Source organism: Rheinheimera soli (genome assembly GCF_031457405.1).
GTDB classification, from domain to species: Bacteria; Pseudomonadota; Gammaproteobacteria; order Enterobacterales; family Alteromonadaceae; genus Pararheinheimera; species Pararheinheimera soli_A.
On sequence record NZ_JAVDWR010000001.1, the window covers coordinates 348,601 to 365,370 of the forward strand.

General features: G+C 46.9%; 20 protein-coding genes. 18 read left to right on the forward strand and 2 right to left on the reverse strand.

The features are described from left to right. Positions 1-15: 15 nt before the first annotated feature. From rnm to J2W69_RS01590, 8 genes are all read left to right on the forward strand, one after another. Positions 16-879: an RNase RNM gene (rnm, locus tag J2W69_RS01555; protein WP_310273884.1), complete on the forward strand. Its 864-nt coding sequence runs from the start codon at positions 16-18 to the stop codon at positions 877-879. A 68-nt stretch (positions 880-947) separates the two neighbouring features. After that, positions 948-1,568 carry an L-threonylcarbamoyladenylate synthase gene (locus J2W69_RS01560; RefSeq protein ID WP_310273885.1) on the forward strand — a complete coding sequence of 207 codons (621 nt, stop codon included), beginning with the start codon at positions 948-950 and terminating at the stop codon, positions 1,566-1,568. A 29-nt stretch (positions 1,569-1,597) separates the two neighbouring features. Then, positions 1,598-2,419, forward strand: coding sequence for a segregation and condensation protein A (locus J2W69_RS01565; protein WP_310273887.1), 822 nt, complete (start codon positions 1,598-1,600; stop codon positions 2,417-2,419). A gap of 38 nt (positions 2,420-2,457) precedes the next feature. Then, positions 2,458-3,039, forward strand: coding sequence for an SMC-Scp complex subunit ScpB (gene scpB, locus J2W69_RS01570; protein WP_310273889.1), 582 nt, complete (start codon positions 2,458-2,460; stop codon positions 3,037-3,039). Positions 3,040-3,042: 3 nt separating this feature from the next. Then, on the forward strand, positions 3,043-3,984 hold the full coding sequence (gene rluB / locus J2W69_RS01575) for a 23S rRNA pseudouridine(2605) synthase RluB (protein ID WP_008898390.1): 942 nt from the start codon (positions 3,043-3,045) through the stop codon (positions 3,982-3,984). Positions 3,985-4,155: 171 nt separating this feature from the next. Continuing rightward, positions 4,156-4,350: a hypothetical protein gene (locus J2W69_RS01580; RefSeq protein WP_008898389.1), complete on the forward strand. Its 195-nt coding sequence runs from the start codon at positions 4,156-4,158 to the stop codon at positions 4,348-4,350. A gap of 118 nt (positions 4,351-4,468) precedes the next feature. Next, positions 4,469-5,188 carry an aspartate/glutamate racemase family protein gene (locus J2W69_RS01585; protein ID WP_310273893.1) on the forward strand — a complete coding sequence of 240 codons (720 nt, stop codon included), beginning with the start codon at positions 4,469-4,471 and terminating at the stop codon, positions 5,186-5,188. Positions 5,189-5,303: 115 nt separating this feature from the next. Further along, positions 5,304-5,591, forward strand: a complete 288-nt coding sequence (locus J2W69_RS01590; protein WP_310273895.1) for a hypothetical protein — start codon at positions 5,304-5,306, stop codon at positions 5,589-5,591. Here the strand turns inward: J2W69_RS01590 and J2W69_RS01595 are convergent. Next, positions 5,588-5,917 (reverse strand): EscU/YscU/HrcU family type III secretion system export apparatus switch protein, encoded by a 330-nt coding sequence (locus J2W69_RS01595; protein ID WP_310273897.1) that lies wholly within the window; start codon positions 5,915-5,917, stop codon positions 5,588-5,590. The two genes, J2W69_RS01590 and J2W69_RS01595, sit on opposite strands and share 4 nt — an antisense overlap. Positions 5,918-5,920: 3 nt before the next feature. Further along, the gene (locus J2W69_RS01600; protein ID WP_310273898.1) at positions 5,921-7,960 is read right to left on the reverse strand and encodes a hypothetical protein; all 2,040 of its coding nucleotides are present in this window, start codon (positions 7,958-7,960) and stop codon (positions 5,921-5,923) included. A 173-nt stretch (positions 7,961-8,133) separates the two neighbouring features. Here J2W69_RS01600 and ccmA point away from each other — a divergent pair, with 173 nt between their 5' ends. The 10 genes from ccmA to J2W69_RS01650 all read left to right on the forward strand — a co-directional run bounded on the left by ccmA (position 8,134) and on the right by J2W69_RS01650 (position 16,767). Continuing rightward, complete coding sequence (ccmA, locus tag J2W69_RS01605) at positions 8,134-8,760, forward strand: cytochrome c biogenesis heme-transporting ATPase CcmA (protein WP_310273900.1); 627 nt, start codon at positions 8,134-8,136, stop codon at positions 8,758-8,760. Next, positions 8,754-9,419, forward strand: a complete 666-nt coding sequence (ccmB, locus tag J2W69_RS01610) for a heme exporter protein CcmB (RefSeq protein ID WP_008898383.1) — start codon at positions 8,754-8,756, stop codon at positions 9,417-9,419. The genes ccmA and ccmB overlap by 7 nt, the downstream gene beginning before the upstream one ends. 1 nt (position 9,420) lies before the next feature. Then, positions 9,421-10,185 carry a heme ABC transporter permease gene (locus J2W69_RS01615; RefSeq protein ID WP_310273903.1) on the forward strand — a complete coding sequence of 255 codons (765 nt, stop codon included), beginning with the start codon at positions 9,421-9,423 and terminating at the stop codon, positions 10,183-10,185. Beyond that, positions 10,185-10,385 carry a heme exporter protein CcmD gene (ccmD, locus tag J2W69_RS01620; protein ID WP_310273906.1) on the forward strand — a complete coding sequence of 67 codons (201 nt, stop codon included), beginning with the start codon at positions 10,185-10,187 and terminating at the stop codon, positions 10,383-10,385. Before J2W69_RS01615 ends, ccmD begins: the two co-directional genes overlap by 1 nt. Then, positions 10,386-10,880, forward strand: coding sequence for a cytochrome c maturation protein CcmE (gene ccmE, locus J2W69_RS01625; RefSeq protein WP_310273908.1), 495 nt, complete (start codon positions 10,386-10,388; stop codon positions 10,878-10,880). It abuts the gene before it with no gap. Further along, positions 10,877-12,856: a heme lyase CcmF/NrfE family subunit gene (locus tag J2W69_RS01630; RefSeq protein ID WP_310273910.1), complete on the forward strand. Its 1,980-nt coding sequence runs from the start codon at positions 10,877-10,879 to the stop codon at positions 12,854-12,856. The genes ccmE and J2W69_RS01630 overlap by 4 nt, the downstream gene beginning before the upstream one ends. Continuing rightward, the gene (locus tag J2W69_RS01635) at positions 12,849-13,418 is read left to right on the forward strand and encodes a DsbE family thiol:disulfide interchange protein (RefSeq protein ID WP_310273912.1); all 570 of its coding nucleotides are present in this window, start codon (positions 12,849-12,851) and stop codon (positions 13,416-13,418) included. Before J2W69_RS01630 ends, J2W69_RS01635 begins: the two co-directional genes overlap by 8 nt. Positions 13,419-13,421: 3 nt before the next feature. Then, a complete protein-coding gene (locus J2W69_RS01640; RefSeq protein WP_310273914.1) occupies positions 13,422-13,898 on the forward strand; it encodes a cytochrome c-type biogenesis protein in 477 nt (158 codons plus the stop codon). Continuing rightward, a complete protein-coding gene (locus J2W69_RS01645) occupies positions 13,898-15,106 on the forward strand; it encodes a tetratricopeptide repeat protein (protein WP_310273916.1) in 1,209 nt (402 codons plus the stop codon). The genes J2W69_RS01640 and J2W69_RS01645 overlap by 1 nt, the downstream gene beginning before the upstream one ends. Positions 15,107-15,348: 242 nt before the next feature. Beyond that, entirely contained in the window at positions 15,349-16,767 is a 1,419-nt protein-coding gene (locus tag J2W69_RS01650; RefSeq protein WP_310273918.1) for a peptide MFS transporter, read from the forward strand. Positions 16,768-16,770: the final 3 nt, after the last annotated feature.

Below are 16,770 nucleotides of genomic sequence, written 5' to 3' on the forward strand. Positions count from 1 at the left end.
ATTCAGGTACTTCTCATGAAAATTGATTTACACAGCCACACTTATTGCTCAGATGGCGTATTAAGCCCAACCGAACTGGTTGAGCGTGCTGTCAGTAAAGGCGTGGATGTGCTTGCCATTACCGACCACGACACTATTGCAGGACTCGCCGAAGCCCGCGCCGCTATTGCCGAAAAACAGCTGCCTTTGACTTTGATCCCAGGTGTGGAAATATCCACCAGCTGGTACGAGTTTGAAATTCATATAGTTGGTTTAAATATCAATACCGACTGTCCGGTGTTTTTACAGCATTTAGCTGCCCAGCAGCAACGCCGTGTCGAACGGGCTGAAGAGATGGCACGTCGATTAGAGAAAAACAAAATACCGGACGTGCTGGAAAATGTATTAAAAATTGCCAATGGCGCAGCCTTAACCCGCACTCACTTTGCCCGTTACCTGGTGCAGATTGGCAAAGCGAGCTCAATGAATTCAGTGTTTAAAAAGTATTTAAGCCGCGGCAACACGGGTTATGTACCGAATAACTGGGTGCCGTTGCAGGAGGCTGTGCAGTGGATTTTAGCCGCAGGCGGTACTCCGGTTTTAGCCCATCCGTTGAAATACAAGCTAAATGGCCGTTGGTTGACCCGTTTAGCTGAAGAGTTTTCTGCCGCTGGTGGCAAAGCCATGGAAGTGGCTTCAGCCCAGATGACGCCAGTGCAAAAACGTCAGGTCTGGATGTTGTGCCAAAAGTTTGGTTTAACGGCTTCAGCTGGTTCTGATTTTCATCAGGAAACCCCCTGGAATGAACTGGGCCGCCAACTGTATTTTACCGATGATGTCACTCCGGTATGGCACGACTGGTTGTTGCCAGAACCTGAAACGACACAGCTTTCATCTTGATTTTTAACAAATTTATTGCTATTGCTTAAACATACTTTAGTGACAAGCGCAGAGAATAAGAAGAATTTATGAGCCAGTTTTTTTATGTTCATCCTGAGAATCCACAGCAACGTTTAATTAAACAAGCTGTGCATATTATCAAGCAAGGTGGGGTGGTGATTTACCCCACAGATTCAGGCTATGCGCTGGGTTGCCATATAGGCGATAAAGCAGCGCTGGAGCGTATTTTGCAAATCCGTCAGATGAGCACAGAACATCACTTTACCTTGATGTGCCGCGACTTTTCTGAGTTATCTGTCTATGCCAAGGTCGAAAACAGCGCCTTTCGTTTAATCAAAAACCATACGCCTGGTGCTTATACTTTTATTTTGCGTGGCACCAAAGAAGTGCCTAAGCGTTTGTTAAATGAAAAGAAAAAGACCGTAGGTTTACGTATTCCGCAAAACAAAATTGCACTGGCGCTACTTGAAGAGCTGGGTGAACCTATGATGTCGAGCTCTTTAGTGTTGCCAGGCAATGACTTTGCTGAAGCGGATCCGGAAGAAATGCGCGATCAATTAGAGCGTCAGGTCGATTTAATCATTCACGGTGGCGTTATTGCAGAAAACCACACCACAGTGATTGATTTATCCGAAGACAACCCTGTAGTTATCCGGCAAGGTGCAGGCGATAGCAGTGCCTTCCTATGACTTTGGGTTAGACTTTGGATCCTTAGATAATGTCTGAGTCTATAGCCGACAGCTTTGCCAGCCTGACGATACAACAGCCGTTGCCGCTGGCTTTTGTTCGCGGTGAGGCTGTGCTGGATAAGCCGGAAGACTTGTATATTCCGCCTGAAGCGCTGTCGGTATTGCTGGAAAGTTTTGAAGGTCCGCTGGATTTTTTGCTGTATTTAATTCGTCGTCACCGTTTTGATATTGTCGATTTACCGATCAACGAAATCACCCTGCAGTATATGGAATACATTGATTTAATGCAGGATATGAACTTTGAATTGGCGGCAGAATACTTATTAATGGCGGCTATGCTGGCGGAAATTAAATCACGTTTATTGCTGCCACAACATGTGCATAAAGCTGATGATGAAACCGACCCCAGAGCTGATTTAGTCCGGCGTTTGCAGGAATACGAAATTATCCGTAAAGCCGCCACTGACATGGATTTATTGCCACGTCAGGAGCGGGATTATTTCCAGGCGAAAGCGGGGTTAGATGATAACTTTGAGCCTTATGTGATTTTACCTGAAGTGTCCTTGCAGGAAATTTTGCTGGCACTGAAAGACATTGCCAAACGCGCCAAAGATTTTCAGCATCACCAAATTAAAAAAGAGCATTTATCCACCCGCGAGCGCATGAGCAAAATTCTTGAGTTGCTAAAAGGCCGCTCTGACTACCTTGAATTTGCTGAATGTTTTGAGTTAGCCGAAGGGCGTCAGGGTGTAGTCGTCAGCTTTTTAGCTATTTTGGAGTTGGTGAAAGAAAAGCTGATACAAGTGATCCAGATAGAAGCTTATGGTCAGATCCACGTCAAGTTGGCATAATGACCGGCGTATTTGAAGCTACAGACTAAGGAGAGGGCATGGCGAAAAAAATTAACGAGCAACAACTGCTGCAGTTAGTCGAAGCCGCTATTTTTGCCTCTGACAAACCTTTGTCTGTCAATGACTTGCAAAGCACAGTGCTGGAAAGTTTTGAGTTAACCCGAAAACGTTTGCAGCAAGCCTTAAGTCAGTTGCAGCAGGATTATTTAGGCCGGGGCATTCAGTTAATTGAAACCGCCTCTGGTTTTCGGTTTCAAACCCGCGCTGATTTAAGTGAATATCTGGCCTTACTCTGGCCAGAACGCTCACCGCGTTATTCTCGAGCTGTGTTGGAAACTTTGGCCTTGATTGCTTATCGTCAGCCTATTACCCGCGGCGAAATTGAAGAAGTGCGGGGCGTGACTGTTAGCAGTCAAATTATGCGAACTTTGCTCGACCGGGGTTGGGTCAAAGTAGTAGGGCATAAAGAAGTACCAGGTCGGCCTGGTTTGTATGCCACGACAGCTACATTTTTAGATTATTTTGGCTTAAAGGATTTAAGCGATTTACCTGCTCTGGCCGAGTTTCAAGCAACGCCGGATTTTTTTAACCCAGTCGTGATGACTGAAGAGATACATTAAATCATGAGTGAAAAACTACAGAAAGTGCTGGCGCGATCCGGTGTTGGATCCCGCCGCGAGATGGAAGAATACATCAGTGCTGGACGTGTGACTGTGGATGGCAAAGTGGCGTCATTAGGCGACCGCATCAATGCAAATCAACAAGTGCGGGTCGACGGCCATCCGGTCAAAATTGCTGCAGAAGCTGAACAGGTATGCCGTGTTATCGCCTACCATAAACCTGAAGGCGAAATTTGTTCGCGTATCGACCCTGAAGGTCGTCCAACAGTATTTGACCGCCTGCCAAAAATTAAAGACTCCCGCTGGATTGCCATTGGCCGTTTAGATATCAATACCAGCGGTTTATTGCTGTTCACCACAGATGGTGAAATGGCCAACCGTTTAATGCATCCGAAGTTTGAAGTAGAACGTGAATACGCAGTGCGTGTATTTGGTGATGTCAACGATGCGATGATCCAGAAACTGCGTTTAGGCGTGGAGCTGGAAGATGGTAAAGCTAACTTCAAAAAAGTAAAAGCTATGGGCGGCGAAGGTATTAACCGCTGGTTCCATGTGGTGTTGACTGAAGGCCGTAACCGCGAAGTTCGCCGTATGTGGGAATCTCAGGGCGCTGTCGTCAGCCGCTTAATTCGTATTCGTTACGGTGATTTGTTATTGCCTAAACATTTACCAGCTGGTGGTTATGCCGAATATCCGCTGGAAGATGTGAACTACTTACGTAAGCTGGTGCATCTGTCGGCTGAAACTGAAAGCTTAATGAAACCGGAAGATCGCGATGAACGTCGTCGTCGTATGGCTGGTATTAAGCGTGCAGTGCGTAAGCATCAGATCATGGTGCAGTCTGGCGTTAAGCCAGAAGTAGTGAGAGCAGAAAAAGCAGCGGCGGCTGAAAAAGCCAAAGCGAAAAAGCCAAAACAAACTCAGAAAAAACGTACCCGCATCTGATCCAGTCCTAACTTTTGTAACTTTCGGGTCAGAGCAAACACTCTGACCCAAACTAAATTCCGCTTTATTTCATTCAGTTAGCATTAATTTATCTGGTCGGACATCAAAATGACATCTTTGCGCGTCTAACTTAATACTGAAGTTAAGTTATTAAGCCTGAGGAGATGTGCGATGAATGTATTAGAGCTTAAATTAGGCATGGTATGCCAGACCAAAAAAGGTATAGGTATAGTCAGCTGGATTGATGCACAGGACAGAGCTGTGTATTTATCTGATCTGGATAATAAAGATCAGCATATAGCTGTATCTTTTGACGATCTACAGGACGAACCTCAGTTGCATCAAAAAGCTGATATTTATTACTGATCTGTTATAGCTGTCCGTCATTGCTAAAAACCCGTTGAACCCATCAACGGGTTTTGTTATTTACTTGTATCTGCGTACCTTGTTACTGTAACTCCATCATCCCCATAGAGAAATATCAATGAAAACCATAGGCTTAATAGGCGGCATGAGCTGGGAGTCGACTATTCCTTATTACCGCCAGATCAACCAGCGCATCAAACAGCAGTTGGGTGGCCTGCACAGCGCTAAAATCATTTTATACAGTGTGGATTTTGCTGAAATAGAACAGTTGCAGCGCAGTGGCGATTGGCATAAAGCCGGTGAGGTGTTAGCTGATGCTGCATTCAAGCTAAAGGCCGCTGGTGCTGATTGTATTGTGCTTTGTACTAACACCATGCATAAAGTAGCAACCAGCATTGAAGCAGCTGTGACTATTCCACTGTTGCATATAGCGGATGCGACGGCCGAAGCTATACAGCAAGCTGGTATGAAAAAAGTCGCCTTATTGGGCACCCGTTTTACCATGGAGCAGGATTTTTATAAAAAACGGCTGACAGAACTCTATGGTTTGGAGGTGCTGGTGCCGGATGAAGCGGGTAGAACCATAGTGCATCAGGTGATATATCAGGAGTTATGCCTCGGGATAGTAAAGCAGGAGTCACGCCTGCAGTATCAACAGATCATGGCCGATTTAGTGACTCAAGGCGCAGAAGCTATTATTTTAGGCTGTACTGAAATAGGTTTATTGGTCAATAGCGAAGATTGCGTCGTGCCTTTATTTGATACCACAGCTATACATGCGCAAAAGTCTGCAGACTGGGCATTATCCCTGTCGTTCTTGAAGCCGCAGCTTTGTTGACTTTTTTGATTTGATGAGACGGGCGCGGATAAACCACGCCCCTACAGGTCGCCGCGCTGCAACTCCAATTACTTAGGGGATGGGACGGAGCGGTTGGTAGAATAAGGAATTGATAATGTTGTATTTATACCTCGAAGTGGATTTGTCGGACGATGATGCCGATTTAGATGAAGTGGCACGGGATTGTGGTCATAGCCTTGAACATCCGAAGCTTGCTGACTGGCATTTGTCAGGCGTGACCCACTGGCATGGGCATGCTTGTCTGGAATTTCAGCTGGAGATGAAAGAGCCCATAGTGCAAACAGAATTGCATAGGCTTATCAGTGATATCAAAGTGCAGATCTCACACCCTGCTGTGTCGGCCAGCCGCACTATGCTGGTTAGTGATAAACAAGAAACTTAACTTTTTAAATCAATACGTTGGTGAATATTGTGCCACTCGTCCGGGAACTTGCCCTGCAGCACATAAGAAAAAGCTATTAATTCGGCGATAATGATATACAGCTCTTTTGGAATATCAGTGCCAAGCTCAATACGTTGCAGTACTTTCACCAGCTCTTCATCTTCATGCACCAGTACACCATGTTCTTTGGCTGTGGCAATAATATCCTGCGCCAATTCGCCATGCCCTTTGGCAACAATCTGCGGTGCATTTTTACCGTCATAAGCCAAAGCTACTGCACTGGCGTCTATGTCTATGCTATCTGGGTTTTTAGTCACTTCTTTCATGCTCTACACTCTAATGGCCAGCAAGCTGGTGGTTTTGGGCATTAAACTATCCGGAATTTTCCCAAGCTGACAATGGGCTTCCGTCACCTCTATACCCTGAGCTTTGCATCTGTCTTTTAACAGCGGCAGATACTTTTCGGCTAATAGTTTGAGTACTGTGGTGTCGGTATAGAGCTGCAAGGCTAAAGCGTTTCCTGATAACTTGCTGATCGCCAGCAACTGCCCCAGCTGTTTTAAATCAAACTTCATCGATAACTGCCATTGGGTTGATTTACCTTTGCCTTTGTCCTGATCCTCTTCCTGTTGGGTGATGGCGATCTGGCAAAAATCTGATACCTGCTGATTTTGGATCGGCAGAGTTAAAAACAACTGTTGTAGCGGATCTTTACTTTGTTGTTCCAGCGTAGACAACTGGGCATGTTGCAGCGAAGAGCTTTGGCTGGACAGCTGTTTTAACAACTGACTGCTTTGGTTTTGATCCAACTGAGCGACAAATTCTTTTAGCTTATGATCTCTATTCGGGCCTTTGTCATTTTGTGGCAGGCTTTGCCCCAAACGGCCTAATAATAACTGAATAGCCACAGCTAAGGTGCCAGCTGCGGTTTGCGGCATAGTGACATTTTGCAGCGGGTTAAATTGCAATAAGGCCTGTAGCTGAGCCGGTAGTTGGGCCAGATTGGTCATCTTACTGGCGTCGGGCTGGCTTTGCCGCACTAACTGTAAAATAGCTTTGACTGCTTCCGGTAACTCCGGCACTTCGGCCAGATTTTCCCATTGTGGATTGAGCATTGGCAATAACTGTCGCCAGGCCTGATTAAGCACAGCAGGTTCTATCTGTGGTTTCACAAATTTAGTTGCTTCCACTGTGCCTGATACAGTCTGGGGTTGTGCTGTTTTAGAGCTTTGCAATTGCAGTACTTTGGGCTGAGGCTCTATCTGTATGGTTTTTTGTTCTGGTATAGCTTTGAGTTGTAACTGGCCCTGAGGGTTGAGTTGTAATTGATACGCAGGGTCTGCCAGTTGTTGTTTCATCGCAGCAGGCAAAGGCAGCTGTTTTAATTCGTTTAAACTCAGCACCACACCAGAGACAGCTGTGGTCAGGGCTGGTAATACCAAAGGCAAAATACGCTGCTGTACAGCGGCAGGTAACAGAATAATAGTCTGAGCTTGTAAAGCCGCAGGGGCTTGGGTATTGATTTGAGTTTTGCTCTGGCTTTGGGCCTGAGTTTGGGGCTGAAGTTGAGTCTGGGTCTGCGCCACTGTGGGCTGTGGCTGATTTTTTACAGGGCCTGATGTGGTTTCGTGTTTAAGCGGCACAGTCAGCAGCTCTTTATTTTTTGCCTGAACCACAGCAGGAGCCGTTTTGCTTTGTGCTATGTCTGCTGCTTTACTGCCGGCAGTCTCTGGTTGCAAAGCCGCTTTTGCTAATACCAGGCTGAGTTGGCCGGCTTTGAGTTGTAGTTTTGCATTCAGCCATTGGGTGGCCGGCAAGCTTTGCAGAACTGGAGGTAAGGGCAACTGAACTTTATTTTGCCCCAGTTGTAAAATCAGTTGCTGCTCCAGACGCTGTATTTGCACAGGCACTTGTACTACTTTTGCGCTGCCGCCGTTTTGCTGCGGTTGCAGTTGGCTGGTTAATTGGCCCGCTAACTGGGCTGTAAGTTGAGCTGCAACCTGAGTTGAGCTTTGTGTGGCCTGTGGGGAGCTGAGCTGACTACTGAGCTGGGTCACTAATTGCTGCAACTGTGGCTGAGTTAACTGCACTGGCATAGGCTGAGGGCCATTTTGATTGAGCTTTAACTGCAGCTGCCCCGATAATGCCTGAGTCAATTGCACCATGAGCTGGCCTTGCAAGGCAGGTAAATTCAGTTTTGCGTCCTGAATAAGCACCATACCAGAGGCTGTATGCAGTTTTAACTGACCTATACCGTCTTTGCCAATATTCAGCAAGGCCTGATAATTCTGCTCTTCCACCAGCACAGCAGCGGGTACAGACCCTTTGGTCAGGGCACTTAACGCGCTATCTATCGTTATCTGGTTCACTTCGATTCAGGTCCATTGTTAGCTATCAGGCATAGTTGCACAGTTATATCGGCAGTTGTGGCTTTGATCTGAAACATTAATTTCTAGAAAGCCCACTGTTTCAAGGTTATAGCGCATTCGTATTCTATTGCCAATATGCTAAGATGCCGCGACTTTTTTTGGGAGTTTACCCTTTGTCGATAATTTTGGCCGCAGAAGCACTAAGCTGTGTCCGCCAGGACAGAGTGTTATTTGAAAACTTAAATTTTCAGTTAAGTGCAGGGCAAGTGCTTTATATTCAAGGAAAAAACGGAGCCGGTAAAAGTTCGCTGTTGCGACTGCTGGCCGGTTTGACCTTGCCTGAAGACGGTCAGATTTTATTCCATGGTAAACCTTTACCCTCTGTGGCTGAGTTGTTTTCTGAACAATTGCTGTTTATTGGTCATCAGAGTGGCATTCATCCTCAACTGACGGCCTTACAAAATTTAGCTTTCTGGTCGGCTTTGACCGAACAACAGGTGGCCTATCCTTATCAGTTATTGGGCTCCTTAGGTCTGGCTGGTCTTGAAGATATTCCTTGTTTTATGCTCTCTGCCGGTCAGCAGCGCCGTGTCTCTTTGGCTCGATTGTGGTTCACAACTAAACCACTGTGGATACTGGACGAACCTTTTACCTCCCTGGATCAGCAGTTGATTGCCAGACTGGAACAGCATTTTTTACAGCATCTGTCCTCAGGCGGGGTCATTGTTTTGACCAGTCATCAGACGTTGTCCGCTGCTTACCCAGAGCTTCAGGCGATAGAACTGGAGTACAGATGGTGATGTGGCGCTCTTTAATCAAACGCGAATTACAATTGCTGGGTCGGCAAAAAGCCGACTGGTTAAATCCGCTGGTGTTCTTTTTGCTGGTGCTGAGCTTGTTTCCACTGGGGATTGGCCCGGAGCCGGGTATGCTGAAACAAATAGCGCCTGGTTTAGTCTGGATAGCGGCGCTTTTAAGTGTGTTGTTGTCAGCTGAACGCTTATTTAAAGATGATTACCGTTATGGGGTGATAGAGCAATTAGTGGCAGGACGACAGGGGTTATTCAGTTATGTCACGGCGAAAATTTGTTGCCACTGGTTATCAACCGGTGTGCCCTTAATTCTGGTGTCGCCCTTAATTGCGGTGTTGCTTGGGCTGGACTGGCAAAGTTGGCAGGTTTTAGTAGTGACCCTGATGCTGGGTACGCCCGTATTAAGTTTATTGAGTGTATTGGGTGCTGCATTAACCATGGCCGCAGACAAAGGCGGTATATTGCAGGCGCTGATTATTTTACCTTTGTATATTCCACTGCTGATTTTTGCCAGTGGTGCTATGGAAGCCGCAGCCACAGCTTTGCCTTATACAGGACAGCTTGCTGTACTGCTGGCCTTTTTATTATTTGCCTTAGCGCTGGTGCCTCTGGCCGTGCGTCAGGCACTTCGAATGAATGTGGGGTAGTATGTTCCGTTGGTTAGATCCTTACGCCAAACCTGAAACCTTGTACCATCTGTGTGGCCGCTTGTTGCCTTATCTGATGGCACTGGCGGTATTTACCTTGTTGCTGGGCAATATCTGGGGCCTGGCTTTTAGCCCGGCCGATTATCAGCAAGGCGACAGTTACCGCATTATTTATATTCATGTTCCTTCTGCTATCTGGTCCATGGGCGCTTATAGCAGTATGGCTATTGCTGCTTTTATTGGCTTAGTCTGGCAAATCCGGGTAGCGCAATGGGCCGTATTGGCCATAGCGCCTATAGGTGCTATCTATACCGCTATTGCGTTAATTACCGGAGCGGCCTGGGGCAAACCTATGTGGGGCACCTGGTGGGTATGGGATGCACGTTTAACCTCTGAACTGGTGTTGCTGTTTTTGTATTTAGGTGTCATTGCGTTAGCTGGCGCTTTTTCAGAAGCGGCACGAGGTATTAAGGTGGCATCTTTGCTGGCCATAGTGGGTGTGGTGAACCTGCCCATTATTCACTTCTCGGTGGAGTGGTGGAATACGCTGCATCAGGGCGCCACTATTACGAAGTTTGCCAAACCTTCGATTGACCCTTCGATGTTATGGCCGTTACTCATCAGCCTTTTAGGTTTTGCACTGTTATTGGCAGCGTTAACCTGTTTACGATTACGCAGTCAAATTTTGATGTTTGAACAGCACAGACCCTGGGTTCGACAGCTGGTTGATTCAATGGCTGCTTCACGTCAGAAGGAGCAGAACTAATGGCTTTTACATCCTGGGCAGACTTTTGGGCCATGGGCGGTTACGCGCTTTTTGTCTGGTTATCTTTTGGTACCACTTATGGATTGCTGCTTGGCTTATGGTGGTACAGCAAGCAGCAACATAAAAACATACAACAACAAATCCGCGCCAAAGCAGCGCGGGAACAACGGGTGCGGCAACATCAGGAGAGAGAGAAGTAGATGAATCCGAGACGTCAGAAACGCTTAGTGGCTGTAACGGCCTTTGTGTTGTTGTTAGGTGGTGCTATAGGCGCCATGTTGTATGCATTGCAACAAAATATTGATTTGTTTTATACGCCCAGCCAGTTGATAGAAGGCATAGGTAAAGACAAGGTAAAACCTGAAGTGGGCCAACGCCTGCGTATAGGTGGCATGGTGGTTAAAGGATCGGTGCGCCGGGCTCCTGATTCACTGAAAGTCAGCTTCGATTTAGTCGACACTGGTCCAATAGTCACAGTGGAATACGAAGGCATACTGCCGGATTTATTCCGTGAAGGGCAGGGCATAGTAGCTCAAGGTGTGCTGGTGGATAAAACCACCATACTGGCCTCAGAAGTGCTGGCAAAACATGATGAAGAATATATGCCGCCTGAAGTAGCCGAAGCGTTGAAAGGTATTAAGCATGTGCCACCTTCACAGCTGTATAAAGAGTCTGATAAAGGTCAGCAGCCATGATTGCGGAATATGGTCAACTTGCGCTGACGTTTGCGTTTTGTGTTTCTCTGGCCTTAGCTGCAGTGCCATTGTATGGCAGCTTTAAAGGCAATCAAACTGCATTAGAGCTGGGTAATCCGCTGGCCTATGCACTGTTTTTTCTGACCGCCTTTTCATTCTGGGCTTTGTCTTACGCCTTTTGGGCCAATGATTTTACGGTCCTTTATGTCGCCAGCAACTCGAATTCTTTATTGCCATGGTACTACCGTTTAACGGCGGTCTGGGGCGGACATGAAGGTTCCATGCTGCTGTGGTTGCTGGTTTTAGCTGGCTGGACTGCCGCAGTTGCCTTGTTTTCCCGCAGTTTACCTTTGCAGTTTCAGGGCCGTATTTTAGGTGTGATGGGCTTAATAGCAGTGGGTTTTTATGCCTTTGTGCTTTTTATGTCCAACCCCTTTATGCTCAGTCTGCCGTATTACCCTGTGGATGGCCGTGACTTAAATCCACTATTGCAGGATTTTGGCATGATCATTCACCCTCCTATGCTGTATATGGGATATGTAGGTTTTGCGGTGTCTTTTGCTTTTGCCATAGCAGCGCTGATGGGGGGGAAGTTTGACAGTACCTGGGCACGTTGGGCCAGACCCTGGACTTTAGCGGCCTGGATGTTCCTGACCATGGGTATCATGCTCGGCAGCTGGTGGGCTTATGCTGAATTAGGCTGGGGCGGCTGGTGGTTCTGGGATCCGGTTGAAAACGCTTCTTTTATGCCGTGGCTGGTCGGTACTGCGCTTATCCACTCTTTAGCTGTGACAGAAAAACGCGGAACTTTTAAATCCTGGACTGTGTTGTTGGCCATAGGCGCATTTTCGCTCAGTTTATTAGGTGCCTTTTTAGTGCGTTCAGGCGTCCTGGTGTCTGTGCATTCTTTTGCTGCCGATCCGGATCGTGGTTTGTATTTACTGGCATTTTTACTGGTGGTAGTGGGTGGCTCTTTACTGTTGTATGCCATTCGGATGAACTCAGTACGCAGCCAGGCCCGTTACGAATTATTTTCCCGTGAAGTATTGCTGTGGGGCAATAATATTTTCCTGTTAACCGCCACTTTGGTGGTCATGCTGGGCACTTTATTTCCGTTGGTGCATAAAGAATTAGGTTTAGGTTCCATCTCTATTGGCGAGCCGTTTTTTAACCAACTGTTTTATTACCTGGTGATCCCATTTTCATTGTTATTGGGTTTAGGCCCTTGGGTGCGCTGGAAACAGCAACAAGTACAACCTTTGTTAAAGCCGATGAGTTTAATTGCTATCGCCACTTTAATTCTGGCTTTAGGAACTATGGCTGCAACCCAAAGTATTCAGGCCAATTTAGCCTTGTTAGGTTTGTTGTTAGGAGCCTGGGTGGGGTCGTCCGCTATTTTTGAGTTGCTGCAGCGTTTGCAGCAGTTTGGTTCCATCACACAAGGCCTGACTAAACTCAATGCCAGTCATTTTGGCATGACGCTGGCGCATATTGGTTTTGCTGTGCTGGTGGTTGGGGTTGCTATGACCAAAACCTACAGTGTGGAAACTCAGGTCCGGATGAAGGCCGGTGATCAGGTCGAACTGGCCGGTTATCAGTTTAAACTGGTGGAAGTCTATGACTTAAAAGGCCCTAACTACAGCGGTGAAGCAGCTGAATTAGATGTCAGTTACCAGGGCGACTATGTCACACATCTACATGCAGAAAAACGCTTTTATACAGTGCAGCGCAGCGTAATGACCGAAGCTGCTGTACATGCCCGTTTAAGCCGTGACTTGTATGTGGCTTTGGGGGAGTCGCTTTCAGAAGACAGCTGGGCTTTGAGTTTGTATGTGAAGCCTTTTGTGCGCTGGATTTGGTTAGGCGGTTTACTGATGTCGCTGGGTGCTTTGATAGCACTTTGTGATAAGCGCTATCGTCGTCGACCTGTTGAGCGAAAAGATGCCACCGAACAGAAGGACAAAGCTGATGCGTAAACTGGCTTTTTTTATCCCATTTGTGCTCTTTATTGGCTTGTCGGTATTTTTATTCAGTGGTTTGTTTTCTGATCCTATGGAGCGTGAGTCCTCGGTATTAAATAAACCACTTCCGGCATTTACCTTACCTGATCTGCAGCAGCCGGATAACCTCTGGACTGCAGAGAAGCTTAAAGGTAAGCCTTATTTGCTGAATGTCTGGGGCACCTGGTGTGTAACCTGTAACGCAGAGCTGGCTTATCTGACCGAACTGCGTGAGCAGGGCGTGATGATCATCGGTTTGTATTATCAGCAACCCAGCGATGCGGCTTTTGGCGAAGTATTTAACCTGGCTGCACTGCAGCAGGAAGTTGCATTGAAGCTCGAACAACAAGGCGATCCTTATCAGTGGAATATTCTGGATAAAGACCGCAGCCTGATTTTTGATTTAGGGGTCACAGGCGCGCCGGAAACCTTTTTGATCGATGCTAAAGGCATGATTCGTTACCACCATATAGGTGATATTAATCCGCAAGTCTGGCAACAGAAGCTGGCCGCTGCTTATCAAAGTTTGGAGGAGTAGGGCATGAAAGCATTTTTTCTAAGCCTGCTGTTGTTCACTGCAACAGCCCATGCCTCACAAGCTTTGATCGAGTTTCAAAACCCACAGCAGCAAGCCTTGTTTAAAGAGTTGACTCAGGAATTACGTTGCCCTAAGTGCCAAAACCAGAATATTGCTGATTCGAACGCCGTAGTGGCTGTGGATATGCGTAATAAAACGCGGGAGCTGGTGCAGCAAGGGCAAGACAAAGATCAGGTGCTGGACTATATGAAAAGCCGTTACGGCGACTTTGTGCATTACCAGCCACCACTGAATAAATTTACGCTGATTTTATGGTTGTTGCCTGCGTTAATGGCCTTTGGTCTGGTGCTGGTATTGCTGCTGCGACGCAGAGCTGAGCGCAGTGGTGTTGTGACTGAGTCAGCGGAGCAGGCCACGGTGCAGCCACAACTGGAACAACAACTGGATCAGTTGATTGAGCAGTACAGGAGAAAAAGCTGATGCTAATGTCGTTAAGTTTTGCTGGCGCCTTAATGCTGGTACTTATTGTGCTGTTGCTGCTGTTTTTCCGCCGCAAAGGTGCTGGAGTGCAATTAAGCCCTGTGGTGCAGTTTGAAGAAAAACTGCAGCTGTTATCCCAGGCCAGGGACAATGGTGAATTAGCAGAACAGGACTTTACGCTGGCGGCCACTGAATTAAAAACTCAATACCTGCAGCAGCAACAAAACCAGCAGCGGGTTTCTGGTTCGCCAACTACATGGGTGCTGGGCACCAGTGTTTTGGTGTTATTAGGAACCGTATGGCTTTACAGTCTGACCGGCCATTTTACAGCGCTGCAAAACTGGCAAACTGCGCAGCAGCTATTGCCAGAGTACGGTGAACGTGCACTCCTGAATAAAGGCGAGCCCTTAACTGAAGAAGAAATTAACCTTTTTGCGTTGGCGCTACGCACTAAAATCAGTAAAGAAGGCGATGACGCCGTCGCCTGGTTTGTGATTGGCCGTATCTGGTTGTCCAAAGGTATGCTGGACGACGCCATTGAAGCTTTTGAAAAGGCGCTGGCTTTAACACCCAACCGCATTAATGTGCTGATCAGCTACAGCCAGGCCTTGTTAGTGGCGGCTGGTGATGAACATCTGGCGAAAGCAGCGCGCAGTTTGTCTAAAGTCTTACAACAGGACCCGGACAACACAGATGCGCTATCTATGCTGGCGATGGTGGCAGAAGAGCGGGGCGATAAAGAGCAGGCGCAGCAAGCATGGCACTTGTTATTGCCTAAGCTGGAGACTAATGACCCGCGTTATGCACTGGTGCAACAAAAGCTGGGGCTGATGCCTGCAGCGGAGCAAAACACTACGGCGCAAGTGTCAGGTCGTCAGGTGAGTGTTGAATTAAGTATTAGCCCTGAACTGGCACAACAATACAAAGCCGGGACTTTGTTTGTATTTGCCAAAGCTGTGGACGGGCCTCCTTTGCCATTGGCTGTGCAAAAGCTGGCGGTATTTAGTGGCACTCAAACTATCACTCTGAGTGAAGCTCAGGCGATGCAACAAGGCTGGACTTTAGCCAATGCTGATCGTATTCAAATCAGTGCGCTTTTGTCGTTATCAGGCCAGGTGCTGGATGATGAAAATGGTCCACAAGTGCAGTCGGACATCCTTAGTTTTGATGAAGCAGCACTTCGTCTGAGCCTTAGCCTGCAGCCTTAACTCAGGCTGAAGCTCACTAAAAAAACCGCTTTCAATTGGTGGTTAAATAAGCAAAAGGTCAGACTCTGGCCTTTTGCTTCCCCCTTCTGTCTTTTTGCCTCTTTTCATTTGATCTGCAATAGGCTATAACACGGCAGCTAAAAAACTATGTCCTGCTGTTTTGGCCACTGTAATAGAGGCTTGCGAAGGATATATGTAGTCAACACCATAATTAAAATAAACCCACAATCTAGGATCACGTTATGAATCAACCGCCAGCTTCGGGGACTTTATTCGGTCATCCGAAAGGACTCTTCCTGCTTTTTTCCACAGAAATGTGGGAGCGTTTTTCCTACTACGGGATGCGCGCTTTACTTATTCTGACTTTAGTTGCTGCTACTGAATCCACTAACCCGGGTTTTGGCCTGAGTAATGGTGATGCCTTATTACTTTATGGTTACTACACAGGTTTGGTCTATGCCGCTACTTTGTTTGGTGGTTTGATTGCAGACAACCTGTTAGGCCAGCGTAAGTCTATTATTTTAGGTGGCGCTTTAATGGCCATTGGCCAGTACACTTTGTTTGCTGCCACACCACACAGCATGTCGTTATTTTATGTAGGTTTAGGTTTTATTATTGCCGGTAACGGTTTATTTAAACCCAATATCTCTGCCATAGTCGGCGATCTGTACCCTCAGGGCGATGCCCGTCGTGACGGTGGTTTTACTATTTTTTATATGGGTATTAACTTAGGTGCTTTTATTGCGCCTTTAGTGACCTCTTCTTTAGGTGAAAGTGATGCATTCGGCTGGCGTTATGGTTACTTAGCTGCCGGTATTGGTATGACCTTGTCTGTATTAATTCAGTTAGTGTTTGCTCAAAAATACCTGGGTGATTTGGGTAAAGTGCCGGGTCGTATTTCATCCCGCAGCGCTTCAGGTACGCCAACTCCTTTAACCAAAGTTGAATTTGACCGCCTGCGAGTGGTGTTATTCCTGTTTGTGTTTGTCACTATGTTCTGGCTGGCTTTTGAGCAAGCCGGTGGTTTAATGAGTTTATTTGCTGCTGAACATACTGATCGTATGGTCGGTACTTTTGAAGTTCCGGCAGGCTGGTTCCAGTCTTTAAACCCGTTATTTATTCTGATGTTTGCACCTTTGTTTGCCTGGCTATGGGTCAAGCTGAATGCGATGAACAAACAGCCTGACGCCCCTATTAAAATTTTGTTTGGTATGTTGCTGACCTCTATCGGCTTTATTTTCCTGATCGTTGGTGTATTTGAGATGCAGGTGAATCCTTCTGCTAAATCCAGCATGATGTGGTTAACTTTAGCCTTTTTATTCCATACCTTAGGTGAGCTTTGTATTTCTCCTGTCGGCTTGTCTTTAATGACTAAGCTGGCTCCGGTGAAATTAGCTTCGCTTATCATGGGAGTCTGGTTCCTGATGCCTGCAGTGGCTCATTATCTGGCAGGTTATGTTGGCGCTTATTCAGATACTGCCGGTGATAACAACGCTGTGGTTGAATTTGCAGCTTCCTTTGGCGTACAGGCCGCTCACGCTGGTTTACTGGTGGTCTTTGGTGGTATAGCTGTAGCACTGGTATTTTTCGCTGCGCTGTTGTGGATGTTATCCGGTACTTTAGTGCGCTGGATGCATGGTGCTGAGCGTATGCAAAGCTAAAGC